Genomic DNA, 15165 nt, shown 5'->3' with positions numbered 1-15165 from the left:
CGGCCTGCAGCGCAGTCATTTTTTGGGAGACAACGCTATCTTGTCTGTAACCCTCCGTAACACTCGGTCGTTTTGCCACTACATATTCAGCCATTTTTACTAAAAAACGGGCCGATTTTGTCTTTACCACTACATTTCGTCCAACCTGCGTAATAGACGCAGTCTGCAACTGACAGGCGGCACCCGAGGCCGCTACAATTACCGACTTTGTCGCAACGCTTGGAGCTCAACCTTCCGTGCCCGTTCTGCGTCTACCGCTTCTCCCTGCCGCGGCAGGTAAACAGCACTGGGGCAACCTGCCCGGTGCCGCCCTGAGCCTGGCCATTGCCGAGGCCGCCAGCGCTGCCAAGCGCTTCACCCTGCTGCTGACTGCCGACAGCCAAAGTGCCGAACGGCTGGAACAGGAGCTGAGTTTCTTCGCCCCGGATTTGCCGGTGCTGCATTTCCCGGACTGGGAAACCCTGCCCTACGATCTGTTTTCGCCGCACCAGGACATTATTTCCCAGCGAATCTCCGCTCTGTATCGATTGCCGGAGCTGAGTCATGGTGTTTTGGTCGTGCCGATCACCACAGCCCTGCATCGCCTGGCGCCGACCAAATTCCTGCTCGGCAGCAGCCTGGTGCTGGACATCGGCCAGAAGCTCGATGTCGAGCAAATGCGCACCCGGCTTGAGGCCAGCGGCTATCGCTACGTCGATACCGTCTACGAGCACGGCGAATTTACCGTCCGCGGCTCGCTGATCGATCTGTTCCCGATGGGCAGCAAGCTGCCTTTCCGCATCGACCTGTTCGACGACGAAATCGAGACCCTTCGTACATTCGATCCGGAAAACCAGCGCTCCATCGACAAAGTGCAAACCGTTCGCCTCCTGCCAGCGCGAGAGTTTCCGCTGCAAAAAGATGCAGTCACCCGTTTCAAGGCACGCTTCCGTGAGCGTTTCGATGTAGATTTTCGTCGCTGCCCGATCTTTCAGGATTTGAGCAGCGGGATTACACCGGCCGGTATCGAGTACTACCTGCCGCTGTTCTTCGACGAAACCTCCACGCTGTTCGATTACCTGCCGCAGGACACGCAAGTGTTTTCCTTGCCGGGCATCGAGCAGGCGGCGGAAAACTTCTGGAACGATGTGCGCAATCGCTATGAAGAGCGTCGCGTCGATCCGGCTCGTCCTTTATTGCCACCGGCTGAACTGTTCCTGCCGGTGGAAGATTGCTTCGCTCGCCTGAAGAACTGGCCGCGCGTGGTCGCCAGTCAACAGGACGTGGAAACCGGCGTTGGCCGCGAGCGCTTCCCCGCTCGGGAGCTGCCGAACCTGGCCATCGAAGCCAAGGCCACCCAACCGTTGGCGGCGCTTGCGGGTTTCCTCGACGAGTTCCCCGGTCGCGTACTGTTTACCGCCGAGTCCGCGGGCCGTCGTGAAGTGTTGCTGGAGTTGCTGGAGCGCCTGAAGCTGCGACCGAAAACCGTCGACAGCTGGCCAGACTTTGTCGCGAGTAAAGAGCGCCTGGCGATCACCATCGCGCCGCTCGACGAAGGATTGGTACTCGACCATCCGGCCTTGGCCCTGGTCGCCGAGAGCCCGTTGTTCGGTCAGCGCGTGATGCAGCGCCGTCGCCGCGAGAAACGCGCCGATGCCAACAACGATGCCGTGATCAAAAACCTTACCGAGCTACGCGAAGGTGCGCCGGTGGTGCATATCGATCACGGCGTCGGTCGCTATCTCGGGCTGACGATTCTGGAAATCGATAGTCAGGCCGCTGAATTCCTGACCCTCGAGTACGCCGAAAACGCCAAGCTTTACGTGCCCGTGGCCAACCTGCATCTGATCGCCCGATACACCGGCAGCGACGATGCCCTGGCCCCGCTGCACCGTCTCGGCTCCGAGACCTGGCAGAAAGCCAAACGCAAAGCTGCCGAACAGGTACGCGACGTGGCGGCCGAGTTGCTCGACATCTATGCCCGCCGCGCCGCTCGCGAAGGTTATGCGTTCGCCGACCCGAAAGCCGATTACGCGACCTTCAGTGCCGGCTTCCCGTTCGAAGAAACACCGGACCAGCAAACCACCATCGAAGCCGTGCGCACCGACATGCTCGCACCGAAACCGATGGACCGTCTGGTCTGCGGCGACGTCGGTTTCGGCAAGACCGAAGTGGCGATGCGCGCCGCGTTCATCGCGGTGCATGGCGGTCGTCAAGTGGCGATTCTGGTGCCGACCACCCTGCTCGCCCAGCAGCATTACAACAGCTTCCGCGACCGCTTCGCCGACTGGCCGGTGAGCGTGGAAGTGATGAGCCGCTTCAAATCAACCAAGGAAGTCAACGCCGCGGTCGCGGATCTGGCCGAAGGCAAGATCGACATCGTCATCGGCACGCACAAGCTGCTGCAGGACGACGTGAAAATCAAAAACCTGGGGCTGGTGATCATCGACGAAGAGCACCGTTTCGGTGTCCGTCAGAAGGAACAGCTCAAGGCCCTGCGCAGTGAAGTCGACATCCTCACCCTGACCGCCACGCCGATTCCGCGCACGCTGAACATGGCGGTGTCGGGCATGCGCGACCTGTCGATCATCGCCACGCCGCCGGCCCGTCGCCTGTCGGTACGGACGTTCGTCATGGAGCAGAACAAGAGCACGGTCAAAGAGGCCTTGCTCCGTGAGCTGTTGCGTGGCGGTCAGGTCTATTACCTGCACAACGACGTGAAGACCATCGAGAAATGCGCCGCCGACCTCGCCGAACTGGTGCCGGAAGCACGGATCGGCATCGGCCACGGGCAGATGCGCGAACGCGATCTCGAACAAGTGATGAGCGACTTCTACCACAAGCGCTTCAACGTGCTGATCGCCTCGACCATCATTGAGACCGGCATTGACGTGCCGAGCGCCAACACCATCATCATCGAGCGCGCCGACAAGTTCGGCCTGGCGCAGCTGCACCAGTTGCGCGGCCGGGTCGGTCGCAGTCACCACCAGGCTTACGCTTATTTACTGACGCCGCCGCGTCAGCAAATCACGCCTGACGCCGAAAAACGTCTGGAAGCGATCGCCAATACACAGGACCTCGGCGCGGGCTTCGTGCTTGCCACCAACGACCTGGAAATCCGTGGCGCCGGCGAATTGCTCGGCGACGGGCAGAGCGGGCAGATCCAGGCCGTCGGTTTCACGCTGTACATGGAGATGCTCGAGCGCGCGGTGAAGTCGATCCGCAAGGGCGAACAACCGAACCTCGATCAGCCGCTCGGCGGTGGTCCGGAAGTCAATCTGCGGGTACCGGCGTTGATTCCCGAGGACTATCTGCCGGACGTACATGCCCGACTGATTCTCTACAAACGCATCGCCTCGGCTACCGACGAGGAAGGCCTCAAGGACTTGCAGGTGGAGATGATCGATCGTTTCGGTCTGTTGCCGGAACCAACCAAGAACCTGATGCGCATTACCGCGCTGAAATTACAGGCCGAGCTACTGGGCATCAAGAAAGTCGACGGCGGACCGCAAGGTGGCCGAATCGAGTTCGCGACGCAAACCCCGGTCGACCCGCTGACGCTGATCAAGCTGATCCAGAGCCAGCCCAAACGCTACAAATTCGAAGGCGCCACGATGTTTAAATTCCAGGTGCCGATGGAGCGCCCGGAAGAGCGCTTTAATACTGTAGAGGCGCTGTTTGAGCACCTCATTCCGAAAACTGCTTGAAGGACGCCGCATGCGCCTGTTTCGCTTACTGACCTTGTTGATAACCTTGGTCGCCCCTACGGCATTTGCCGATGACTTGTATCAGATTGAAATGATTCTGGTCCGCCAAAACGCCGTGCCCGCTATCGTCAGCCGCGCCGCGCCGGAAGATTGGGCTGCCGGAGCTCAGCCCATCAGCCCCGACAGTCTGCGCACACCGAGCCTCAATGGCGAAGTGGAAAAACTCACCGCCAGCAATGAATACACGGTATTGCTGCACAAGGCCTGGCAACAGAACCTTGGCGAAGAAGCCAGCAAAGTTGCGATCAGCGAGGGCAAAGAACAGTTCGGCCAGTTCCCGATCGAGGGCACACTGAGCATGAAACTGGGACGATTCACCGATGTGGATGCAGACTTCTGGGTCAACCAGATCGACGCCAACGGCATGGTCACCGCCAGCGAACGCATGAAACAGGAAAGCCACACCAAGAACGGCCAGTTGAACTTCCTCGACAACGGTCACTTGGGCATGTTGATCAAGATCACCTCGTTGACCGCCCCTGCGCCTCGGCCAGTCCCCGATGAAATCCCGGACTGATTGAAGTCCTTATGCCCCCCACCCTGAGCAAACCCCTGGCACCATCCTGGGTCAGCCGATTCAAGGAACAGAGCCTGGAGCGTGGCCGCCGCTACGCGCTGGAGAACCGCGTCAGGATCGTCGAGGCCGGCGACGCCACGATCATTGCCGCCTGCGAGGGCTCTGGCGGTAACGTTTACCGTCAGACCATTCGCCTGCGCGAGTCAGCCAAAGCCACGTTGCTGATGATTGACGCCACCTGCACCTGCCCGGTCCACAGCAACTGCAAACACTGCGCGGCGGTGCTACTTAAAGTGCAGGAAACCCTGGCTTACCCCGCCGCCGCACAAGACGCCGAGCTACTCGAGAAACTTCAAGCCGTACTAGAAAACCGTAGCTCCAAGGCGCCGCCGCAAGTGCTGGTGGATAACGTGCAACCGGTGCCGCGCCTATGGCTGGCGAGCATCGAGTTCAGCGCCTTCGAACCGCGCAACGGCAAGATGCAGCGTTATATTCAGCATCGCGCGGCGTTGTCTTTCAGCTATCTGGATGAATACGTTTCCGGGCAGAAGAACGCCGACATTCTGATTCGTCAGGAGACGCAAACGTTACGGATAAAACGTCACCCGGACGTCGAACAGACCTACCGGGAACAATTGCGAATCCTCGGCTTCAAGGTCGCCACCCGGCAAAGCAAGGCCTTGCCGGAAAGTGCCGGCGAACTTTTCGAGATGGTCAACGACAGCGCATGGCTGACCTTCACCCTCAATGAACTGCCGAAGCTGCGCACCCAGGGTTGGGAGTTGCAGATCGACGAAGACTTCGGTTTCGACCTGACTGCCGTGGACGACTGGTACGCCACCGTCGAACAGGCGCCGGAGCGCGACTGGTTCGATCTGGAACTGGGGATCATCGTCAACGGCGAGCGACTCAGTCTGCTGCCGATCCTGTTGAACCTGATGCGCTCCCACACCGAGATCCTCAACCCGGAACGCCTCGCCCGACGTCGCGACGACGAGTTGATCCTGGTGAACATTCCCAATCGCCCGAACTCCGAGTACGGCCCGTTGCAAGTCGCCCTGCCCTTCGGCCGATTAAAACCGGTGCTGGCGACCCTCGGTGAGTTCTACCTGCAAGGGCCGGGCGAGACGACGCTACGCCTGAGCAAGGCCGATGCCACGCGACTGAATCCACTGGAAGACCTGCCGTTGCTCTGGGAGGGTGGCGAGCAAATTCGTACCTTTGCCCAGCGGCTGCGGGACATCAAGGACTTCACCGCGACCGCGCCGGAAGGCTTGAACGCGACCTTGCGCCCCTATCAGCTGGAAGGCCTGAGCTGGATGCAGTCGTTGCGGCAACTGGAAGTCGGCGGGATCCTCGCGGACGACATGGGTCTGGGCAAAACCCTACAGACCCTGGCGCACATTCTCAGCGAAAAGAACGCCGGACGCCTCGATCGGCCGTGCATGGTGGTGATGCCCACCAGCCTGATTCCCAACTGGCTGGATGAAGCGGCGCACTTCACACCGCAACTCAAAGTGCTGGCGCTGTACGGTGCCAGCCGCAAAAAGCATTTCGACACGCTGTCCGATTACGACCTGATCCTGACCACCTATGCGTTGCTGCCCAAGGACGTCGAACGTCTCGCCGCGCAGCCTTTGCACGTGTTGGTTCTGGACGAGGCGCAATACATCAAGAACCCCAACAGCAAGGCCGCCCACGCCGCCCGCGAATTGAATGCCCGTCAGCGTCTGTGCTTGAGCGGTACGCCGCTGGAAAACCACTTGGGCGAGCTGTGGTCGCTGTTTCACTTCCTGCTGCCCGGCTGGCTGGGTGACGTGAAAAGCTTCAACCGCGATTACCGCGTCCCAATTGAAAAACGCGCCAGCGAAGTACGACTTCAGCACCTCAACGGTCGGATAAAACCGTTCCTGCTGCGTCGAACCAAGGAACAAGTGGCGACCGAGTTGCCGCCGAAAACCGAAATCATCCATTGGGTCGAGCTGAACGAAGCCCAGCGCGACGTGTACGAAGCCATGCGTCTGGCGATGGACAAGAAAGTCCGCGACGAGATCACTCGCAAGGGCGTGGCGCGCAGCCAGATCATCATTCTTGAGGCGCTGCTGAAGCTGCGTCAGGTGTGCTGCGATTTGCGTCTGGTCAACGATGCCACCCTACCCACTCGCGGCAGCACGTCGGGCAAGCTCGACAGCCTGATGGAAATGCTTGAGGAATTGTTCGATGAAGGTCGGCGGATCCTGCTGTTCTCGCAGTTCACTTCAATGCTGTCGCTGATTGAAGATGAGCTGAAGAAACGCGGAGTCGATTATGCGCTGCTGACCGGGCAGACCCGCGACCGACGCGCACCGGTAAAAGACTTCCAGAGCGGCAAGCGTCAGATCTTTCTGATCAGCCTGAAGGCGGGTGGCGTCGGCTTGAACCTGACCGAAGCCGACACGGTGATTCACTATGATCCGTGGTGGAATCCGGCGACGGAAAATCAGGCGACGGACCGGGCGTATCGCATTGGCCAGGAGAAACCGGTGTTCGTCTACAAGATGATTGCCAGGGGCACAGTGGAAGAGAAGATTCAGCATCTGCAGAAGGAAAAATCCGACTTGGCGGCTGGCGTGCTGGATGGGCGCAAGACTGGGGACTGGAAGTTGCAGAGTGATGATATTGAAGCATTGTTTGCGCCGCTGCCGGACAAGCTGGAAAAATAGCGGCGATTATTGAGTCGTCATCGTCGGAACGCCGCCCGGAGCAAGCTTGCTCCGGGCGGCGTTCCGACGATGGGGTCAACTCGGTGTGGCGACTGCTCAGCCCTTAAGTACCCGAGCTAATGCCGACCTCACCGAGCCCATCCCGTCATGTAGCGCTTGCTCAATCTCAGCCATGGTGATCACCGACGTGGACTTGCCCGCTGCAGGGTTCACTACCAACGCCAGACAGGCGTAATCCAGTTCCAGCTCGCGAGCCAATGCCGCTTCAGGCATCCCGGTCATGCCAACGATGTCGCATCCGTCGCGCTCCAGTTTCGCGATTTCAGCAACGGTTTCCAGCCGTGGCCCTTGGGTGCAGGCGTACACGCCTTGACTGCTGTAGCTGACACCTTCGGCCGCCAGTGCCGCGATCAACTGCTGACGCAGTGGCTCACTGTAGGGAAAGCTGAAATCGATGTGTGTGACCTGCTGCAGATCGTCGGCGAAATAGGTGTGTTCGCGACCACTGGTGTAGTCGATCAGCTGATGCGGCACGCAGAAATGTCCGGTACCCATCGCGGAATGGATCCCGCCCACGGCGTTGACCGCCAGAATCGCTTCGGCACCAGCCTGCTTCAGCGCCCAGAGGTTGGCGCGGTAGTTCACCTGATGCGGCGGAAAACGGTGAGGATGACCGTGGCGCGCGAGGAACAGCACTTCCTTGCCGGCGTACTCGCCAATCTGCACTTCAGCCGAAGGCGCACCGTAAGGGGTGTCCACCGCCAATGACTGACGAATGCTCAGGCCTTCGAGTTGAGTCAGGCCGGTGCCACCGATAATCGCGTAAACCGTCATAACGAAAAGTCCTCAATCAATCAGTTGAGCTTCTTTGAGCGCGCCCACGGCTGTCAGCCAGCGCGGGTCTTGACGGTATTCAGTGCTGGCGTACGACTGGCCGCGCATCCGCGCAATGCGCTCGGACGGCTTGACCTTCAGACGCTGGGCGGCACTCAGGGCCAGTTCAGCGGCCGCGCGATCGTTGCACACCAGGCCCATGTCACAACCGGCCGTCAGCGCCGCTTCGATACGGCTGGCAGCATCGCCGACCACGTGGGCGCCGGCCATGGACAGGTCATCGCTGAAGATCACACCGTCGAATTGCAGCTCGCCACGCAGGATGTCTTGTAACCAGCGGCGGGAGAAGCCGGCAGGTTGGGAATCGACTTGCGGATAGATAACGTGGGCCGGCATGACTGCAGCCAACTGCTTGCTCAGTCGGGCGAACGGCACCAGGTCATTGGCGCGGATTTCGTCGAGGCTGCGCTCATCAACAGGGATCGCAACGTGGGAATCGGCCTCGGCCCAGCCGTGACCGGGAAAGTGCTTGCCGGTGGCGGCCATGCCAGCGCTGTTCATGCCGCGAATGAAGGCACCCGCCAGCAACGCTGCACGCTCGGGATCACCTTCAAATGAACGGGTGCCGACTACGGCGCTGCGCTGGAAGTCGAGGTCCAGCACCGGAGCGAAACTCAGATCGAGGCCGACAGCCATCACTTCAGTCGCCATGATCCAGCCGCACTGTTCGGCGAGGTACTCGGCATTCGGGTTGTCAGCGATGGCGCGCATGGCTGGCAGTCGTACGAAGCCCTGGCGCAAACGCTGAACCCGGCCGCCCTCCTGGTCGACTGCCAGCAGCAGATCGGGGCGAATGGCGCGGATGGCGGCGCTCAACTCGCGCACCTGACGCGGGTGTTCGATATTGCGGGCGAATATGATCAGGCCGCCCACTTCGGGCTGGCGCAACAATTGGCGATCTTCAGCCGTCAGCCAGGTACCGGCGACGTCCACCATCAACGAGCCTTGCAGGCCAGCAGTCATAGAGATTCCTTGATAACGATAAACCCGGCACGCACGAAATCGCCGCCATGGGCTGTGCCCGGCAGGTCGGCGATATAAATGGGAAGCGGGTTCAGAACGAGAGTCGGCATGGGCGGCTAGCTTAGCGGATGTCAGCTGCCGCGCCCACCCGTGTGCGGTTAAACCTTGGCGGCAACCGGGGTTGATTTGCTGCGTGGACGCAATTGCGCAGTGGCCATGGCAGCGTCGGTCACGCCGGTTTCGGCGCGCATGCCCGCAGCCAGGAACGGCACCATCAGACGCATTACTTGCTCAATGGAGGTATTGACGCCGAAGTCAGTCTCGGCAATTGCGCGCAGGGCTTTGATACCGGACATGCTGAACGCGGCGGCGCCGAGCATGAAGTGCACACGCCAGAACAGCTCAATCGGCGGAATCCGCGGTGCAGCTTCGTTGACCAACATCATGTAGCGGCGGAATACCTTGCCGTACATGTCTTCCAGATAACGTCGCAAGTGCCCTTGGCTCTGACTGAAAGCCAGACCCAGCAAACGCATGAAAATCGACAGATCGTTGCCGCTGCGTGGTTGCACCACCAGGGCTTGCTCGACGAGGATTTCCAGCAGCTCTTCAAGCGTCGGCTTGTTCTCCGGCTTGGCTTGACGCCGCTCCAGCTCTTTATCAAGGCTTAAGCAGAACGGCCCGAGAAAGCGCGAGAACACTGCCTGGATCAGCGCCTTCTTCGAACCGAAGTGATAGTTCACCGCAGCCAGATTGACACCGGCCTTGCTGGTGATTAGACGCAATGAGGTTTCAGCAAAACCTTTTTCCGCGAACAATTGCTCGGCAGCATCAAGAATGCGTTCAACGGTTTCCGACTGGGCCATGGCTACTCCGCCTGACAAACACTTGTTTGAAACATACGTTTCAGCCTGTGTCTTGTCAAGCCTGGCCGTTCGTTTTGGGAATGGTCGGTCAGCTATTTAACCATACAACTCGCAAGCGCGAATCCGCAGGCTTATCGACCGTCTGGCAGCCGGCAAAAAAAGGGGCATTGCCAAGACCGTTTCACTGTATATAATCCCAGTCACTGTATAAAAAGACAGAGCGATCAATATGCTAAAGCTGACGCCACGCCAAGCAGAGATTCTGGCCTTCATCAAACGCTGCCTCGAAGACAACGGCTACCCGCCAACCCGTGCGGAAATCGCTCAGGAACTGGGTTTCAAGTCGCCCAATGCGGCGGAAGAACACCTCAAGGCCCTGGCACGCAAGGGCGCGATCGAGATGACGCCTGGCGCTTCCCGTGGCATTCGCATCCCCGGCTTCGAAGCCAAGGCCGACGAATCCACCCTGCCGATCATTGGCCGAGTGGCTGCCGGCGCTCCGATCCTCGCCCAGCAGCACATCGAAGAGTCCTGCAACATCAACCCATCGTTCTTCCATCCACGCGCCGACTATCTACTGCGGGTTCATGGCATGAGCATGAAGGACGTGGGCATTTTCGACGGTGACCTGCTGGCAGTGCACACCACCCGCGAAGCCCGCAATGGCCAGATCGTAGTGGCACGGATCGGCGACGAAGTGACCGTCAAGCGTTTCAAGCGCGATGGTAGCAAGGTCTGGTTGATTGCCGAAAACCCTGAATTCGCCCCTATCGAAGTGAACCTGAAAGATCAGGAACTGGTGATCGAAGGCTTGAGTGTCGGCGTCATTCGCCGCTAAAGGAGGCTCTATGCAGTTCCCACATACATCACAGCAAGCCCAACTGCCGTTGTTCGAGGCTTTTATGGTGCAGCCATTGGCGCCGATCCTGAAAGACGTGGTCGAGTCACCCTGGAGCGCCGAGCCCGAAGTCTTCAGTGAGCTGTCGCTGCGTGGTGCAGCCGGGAACTGCCTGAACCTTCTTGCGCCGATTCTCAGGGAACTGAGCCAGGATCAGGACGCGCGCTGGCTGACGCTGATCGCCCCGCCCGCCAGCCTGACCCAGACATGGTTGCGGGACGCCGGCCTTAACCGCGAACGCATCCTGCTGCTGCAACCGCGCGGCACTCAAAGCACTCAGCAGTTGACCTGCGAGGCCTTGCGCCTGGGCCGTAGCCACACGGTGGTCAGCTGGCTCAACCCATTGAGCACAACTTCACGGCAACAGTTGATCAGCGCCGCCCGGATCGGGGACGCACAAAGCCTGAATATTCGATTGGGTTAACTGACAAATAATGCGCGCGTTGAACAGCGCAGGGCTTCTCCAAGGATAGAGAAGTCGACCTGTAGCGATATCAGCAAAAAACCGACAGACGGGATCAATGAAGAACCCGAGACCCCTCGTCCGTATTGAATTCGCCTTCAACCAAGCGTCCGGCCATCTGAACGCCGACGCTCAACATCGCCTTGGCGACTTCCACGTGCTGGCCCTGCAGGAACGCTTTGGCATCCTCGGAGAAATCCAAAGTAACCAGAGAACCCTCGTCCTCAGCCCTGCGCAGCTCGATACGGCCGTCTGGTAACTCGACAATTTCTAGAAAGGACGTTGGCATAAAGGTCTGTTCTCCACGAAAGGCGGGGATTATATAGGCATCGGCCAGGCTTCGCTCGGGATCTTGACCAGATGTCATTGCGAAGAAATATCTGCTAGCACTCATCCCTGAGCGGGCAACCCATCGGGTCATCCTTCCCTCAGCACTCGTTCAACCCTTCGCGAAACCGAATCGCCAGCCCCTTGAGGTTCTGACGCCAGCTCTCCAGCTCTTCCCGGCTCAGCTCTTGTGGAGCCTCTTCTTCATCCAGGTTAACGGCCAGGATCAGCGGCTGCGTCACGTCACCCTTAGGCTTGTGCGGCGCCCGTGGCGGCTGAAACAGCGCAGCGTGGGCTGCCAGCAGTTTGGCCAGCCAGGTTTCCGGATTATTGGCCAACTCGACCATCTCGGCCATTTCCGGAATCGCGATGGCTTCAAGCACTTCGCGAGTCAGCAGCAACTCGGCCCGAGGCGCATTGGCCTGAGGCAAGCGATAGAAACCGGCGATTTCATGGCACAGTCCCAGCAACGCACCGTACAGGTGAAACAGGGCCGACTCGCGTCCGGCCTGGATCAGCGCCAGGGAGTTCATCGCCCGCCCCTCTTCGGCTCTGGCGAGCGCTTCCAGCGACAGGCCGGCGAAGTAAATCTTCTGGTTGGTACGGGTATAGAGTTCGTGGGCCATGACGGCAGTCTCCACAACGAAATAATTGTTTCACGCAGGTCAGACAGTGTCGGGGATCACCCGAGTTCACCGCAAGCACAAAACAAAAAGGCCGCATGAAAACCAGAAGGTTGTCATGCGGCCTTTTCAGTACAGCACCTGTTAAGCCTTAGCGGTCTTCGCCGGGCGCTTGTCTTCAACCGTCCACTTGCCGCCGTCGTAGTACGCCTTCCAGCCAGTCGGCTTACCGTCGACTTCAGTCTGTACGTACTGCTCTTTGGTTTTACGGCTGTAACGGATCACAGCAGGCAGGCCGTCCGGATCTTTCTTCGGTGCTTCGCAGAGGAAGTGGTACTTCGGATCGATCTCATCCTTGTGCGGCACAATTTCCATGACCAGCGGAGCACGCGTCTCGCGGTTTTTCGGGAATTGACTGGCCGCCAGGAACAGGCCGGAAGCACCGTCGCGCAAGATGTAGGTGTCGTTGACCTTTTCGCATTTCAGCTCAGGCATCTTCACCGGATCCATCTTCGGCGGCGCTGCATCACCGCTTTTCAGCAGTTTGCGGGTGTTCTTGCACGTCGCATTGGTGCAGCCGAAGAACTTGCCGAAACGGCCGGTCTTGAGCTGCATCTCGCTGCCGCACTTGTCACATTCCAGGCTCGGACCTTCGTAGCCTTTGATGCGATAAGTGCCCTCTTCGATTTCGTAACCGGAGCAATCCGGGTTGTTACCGCAGATGTGCAGCTTGCGCTTCTCATCCAGCAGGTATGCGTCCATCGCCGTGCTGCAGATCGGGCAGCGATGCTTGCCACGCAGCACCAGCGACTCCGATTCACCCTCGTCATCCGCCGCGATTTCGTCGCCCGGCACCAGGTTGACCGTGGCCTTGCAGCGCTCTTTCGGCGGCAGGCTGTAGCCCGAGCAACCAAGGAACACGCCAGTCGATGCAGTACGAATCTGCATCGGACGCCCGCACAATACGCACGGAATGTCAGTCATCACCGGTTGGTTGGCGCGCATGCCGCCTTCGGCGCTTTCGGCTACTTCGAGTTTCTTCTTGAAGTCGCCGTAGAACTCGTCGAGTACGTTCTTCCAGTCGCGTTCACCCTGGGCCACGTCATCGAGGTTCTCTTCCATGCCGGCGGTGAAGCCGTAGTCCATGAGATTGGAGAAACTCTCGGCTAGACGTTCGGTAACGATGTCGCCCATCTTTTCCGAATAGAAACGACGGTTGTGCAGCGCTACGTAGCCACGATCCTGGATGGTCGAAATGATCGCCGCGTAGGTCGAAGGACGACCGATACCGCGTTTTTCCATTTCTTTAACCAGGCTGGCTTCCGAGTAACGCGCCGGCGGCTTGGTGAAGTGCTGGGTCGGATCAAGCTTGATCAGCTTCATCGCGTCGCCTTGGGCCATGTCCGGCAACACGTCGTCATCGCCAGGCTTGGCAATTTGCGGCATGACGCGGGTGTAACCGTCGAATTTCAGGATGCGGCCTTTGGCGCGCAGCTCGAAGTCAACAGCACCGACGGTGACCGTGGTCGACAGGTATTGGGCCGGCAGCATCTGGCAAGCGAGGAACTGGCGCCAGATCAGCTCGTAGAGGCGCTCAGCATCACGCTCCATACCCGACAGCTTACTTGGTTCGGTGTTGGCATCGGAGGGACGAATCGCTTCGTGAGCCTCTTGTGCGCCTTCCTTGCTGCTGTAGACATTCGGGGTTTCCGGCAGGTACTTCTTGCCGAACTCGCCTTCAATATAAGTACGCGCCATCGTTATGGCATCGACCGAGAGGTTGGTGGAATCGGTACGCATGTAAGTGATGTAGCCGGCTTCGTACAGACGCTGGGCCATCATCATGGTTTTCTTCACGCCGAAGCCCAGGCGGTTACTCGCAGCCTGCTGCAGAGTGGACGTAATGAAAGGTGCCGACGGCTTGCTGCTGGTCGGTTTGTCTTCGCGTTTGACGATGCTGTAGCTGGAAGCCTTAAGCTTCTCCAGCGCGGCCATGGCCTGGGCTTCGTTGAGCGGCTTGAAGGCTTCGCCTTTTTCGCGAGCCACGTCAAAGCGCACGGTTGCGCCCTTGGCGGTACCGAGGTCGGCGTGAATTTCCCAGTACTCTTCCGGGTTGAATGCGCGGATTTCACGTTCACGCTCAACGACCAGCTTCACGGCAACCGACTGCACACGACCGGCGGACAGGCCACGTGCAACCTTGGCCCACAGCAGTGGCGAAACCATATAACCCACCACGCGATCGAGGAAACGACGCGCCTGCTGGGCGTTTACACGATCGATGTCCAGCTCGCCCGGTTTGGAGAAGGCTTCCTGAATCGCCTTCTTGGTGATTTCGTTGAACACCACGCGCTTGTAGCGGCTGTCATCACCACCGATGGCTTCGCGCAGGTGCCAGGCAATGGCTTCCCCCTCGCGATCCAAGTCGGTTGCGAGATAGATGGTGTCAGCATCTTTGGCGAGCCGGCGCAGCTCTTCGATGACCTTTTCTTTGCCCGGGAGGATCTCGTACTTGGCTTTCCAGCCATGATCGGGATCGACACCCATGCGCGAGACCAGCTGCTTGCGCGCTTTCTCTTTCGGGGTGAGCACCGGACCTTCGCCCGCGGCAGCCTTGCCGCGCTTGGCGGCTGGCTCTTTGCTGGCGCTAGCCGAACCGCTGGTGGGCAGGTCTCGGATATGGCCGATACTCGACTTCACCACGTATTGGTTACCCAGATACTTGTTGATGGTCTTGGCCTTAGCCGGGGATTCCACAATGACCAGCGATTTGCCCATGGATCAGAAAATTCCTGAATTCTAGAAGTGAAAGGCGGTTGGCGCCTGACGCGGCACCGCTATATATAGTGGCTACAAGGTGAGGTCAAGCGCAGGGTCTTGCGCGCACTCAGCTTATGGCTTGGAAAAAAGGCTTGGTTCAGCTTGCACCAAAGCAAAGCGTGGCACCTGTTCGCCGTCAACCTCGACCGACTCCAGGAACATGCTCAAGGGACGTACCCAAAAGCCGTAATCGCCATACAGGGCTTGGTAGAAGACCACTTCTTCTTCGGTTTCCGAATGCCGCGCAATACTGAATACGCGGTACTGCGGACCTTTGTAATGTTGGTAGAGCCCAGGTTGTATCGGCATGGTTTGGCCCTCGCTCAAATCTTTTAAAAATAAAAAC

General features: G+C 59.2%; 12 protein-coding genes. 5 read left to right on the top strand and 7 right to left on the bottom strand.

Features of this window, described 5'->3' with window-relative positions:
- Positions 1-236: 236 nt before the first annotated feature.
- From mfd to FQ187_RS11465, 3 genes are read left to right on the top strand one after another with little or no spacing between them, the layout of a single operon-like run.
- Positions 237-3686, top strand: coding sequence for a transcription-repair coupling factor (gene mfd / locus FQ187_RS11475; RefSeq protein WP_149629545.1), 3450 nt, complete (start codon positions 237-239; stop codon positions 3684-3686).
- 10 nt (positions 3687-3696) lie between these two features.
- On the top strand, positions 3697-4263 hold the full coding sequence (locus FQ187_RS11470; RefSeq protein ID WP_149629544.1) for a CsiV family protein: 567 nt from the start codon (positions 3697-3699) through the stop codon (positions 4261-4263).
- 11 nt (positions 4264-4274) lie between these two features.
- Entirely contained in the window at positions 4275-6965 is a 2691-nt protein-coding gene (locus FQ187_RS11465; protein WP_149629543.1) for a DEAD/DEAH box helicase, read from the top strand.
- Positions 6966-7061: 96 nt separating this feature from the next.
- On the opposite strand, the gene FQ187_RS11460 is transcribed toward FQ187_RS11465, so the two are convergent.
- From FQ187_RS11460 to FQ187_RS11450, 3 genes are all read right to left on the bottom strand, one after another.
- Entirely contained in the window at positions 7062-7799 is a 738-nt protein-coding gene (locus tag FQ187_RS11460; protein WP_149629542.1) for an S-methyl-5'-thioinosine phosphorylase, read from the bottom strand.
- A gap of 12 nt (positions 7800-7811) precedes the next feature.
- Complete coding sequence (gene nagZ / locus FQ187_RS11455; RefSeq protein ID WP_178122710.1) at positions 7812-8810, bottom strand: beta-N-acetylhexosaminidase; 999 nt, start codon at positions 8808-8810, stop codon at positions 7812-7814.
- 170 nt (positions 8811-8980) lie between these two features.
- Positions 8981-9688, bottom strand: a complete 708-nt coding sequence (locus FQ187_RS11450) for a TetR/AcrR family transcriptional regulator (protein ID WP_033061916.1) — start codon at positions 9686-9688, stop codon at positions 8981-8983.
- A gap of 229 nt (positions 9689-9917) precedes the next feature.
- Between FQ187_RS11450 and lexA the strand changes: the two genes are divergently transcribed.
- Both lexA and sulA read left to right on the top strand, forming a co-directional pair.
- A complete protein-coding gene (gene lexA, locus FQ187_RS11445; protein WP_007933171.1) occupies positions 9918-10526 on the top strand; it encodes a transcriptional repressor LexA in 609 nt (202 codons plus the stop codon).
- A gap of 10 nt (positions 10527-10536) precedes the next feature.
- Positions 10537-11010, top strand: a complete 474-nt coding sequence (sulA, locus tag FQ187_RS11440; protein WP_149629540.1) for an SOS-induced cell division inhibitor SulA — start codon at positions 10537-10539, stop codon at positions 11008-11010.
- Between the two features lie 94 nt (positions 11011-11104).
- On the opposite strand, the gene FQ187_RS11435 is transcribed toward sulA, so the two are convergent.
- The 4 genes from FQ187_RS11435 to FQ187_RS11420 form a co-directional block, all read right to left on the bottom strand.
- Positions 11105-11338, bottom strand: coding sequence for a hypothetical protein (locus FQ187_RS11435; RefSeq protein ID WP_140893639.1), 234 nt, complete (start codon positions 11336-11338; stop codon positions 11105-11107).
- A 139-nt stretch (positions 11339-11477) separates the two neighbouring features.
- Positions 11478-12002: a DUF6586 family protein gene (locus FQ187_RS11430; RefSeq protein ID WP_074875126.1), complete on the bottom strand. Its 525-nt coding sequence runs from the start codon at positions 12000-12002 to the stop codon at positions 11478-11480.
- A 141-nt stretch (positions 12003-12143) separates the two neighbouring features.
- Entirely contained in the window at positions 12144-14777 is a 2634-nt protein-coding gene (gene topA / locus FQ187_RS11425) for a type I DNA topoisomerase (protein ID WP_149629539.1), read from the bottom strand.
- Between the two features lie 114 nt (positions 14778-14891).
- Positions 14892-15128: a DUF1653 domain-containing protein gene (locus tag FQ187_RS11420; protein ID WP_046047845.1), complete on the bottom strand. Its 237-nt coding sequence runs from the start codon at positions 15126-15128 to the stop codon at positions 14892-14894.
- Positions 15129-15165: the final 37 nt, after the last annotated feature.

The sequence above is a fragment of the Pseudomonas sp. ANT_J28 genome, assembly GCF_008370005.1.
Taxonomy (GTDB): Bacteria; Pseudomonadota; Gammaproteobacteria; order Pseudomonadales; family Pseudomonadaceae; genus Aquipseudomonas; species Aquipseudomonas frigoris.
The sequence above is the reverse complement of the archived record's forward strand: the minus strand, read 5'-3'. Positions and strand labels throughout refer to the sequence as shown.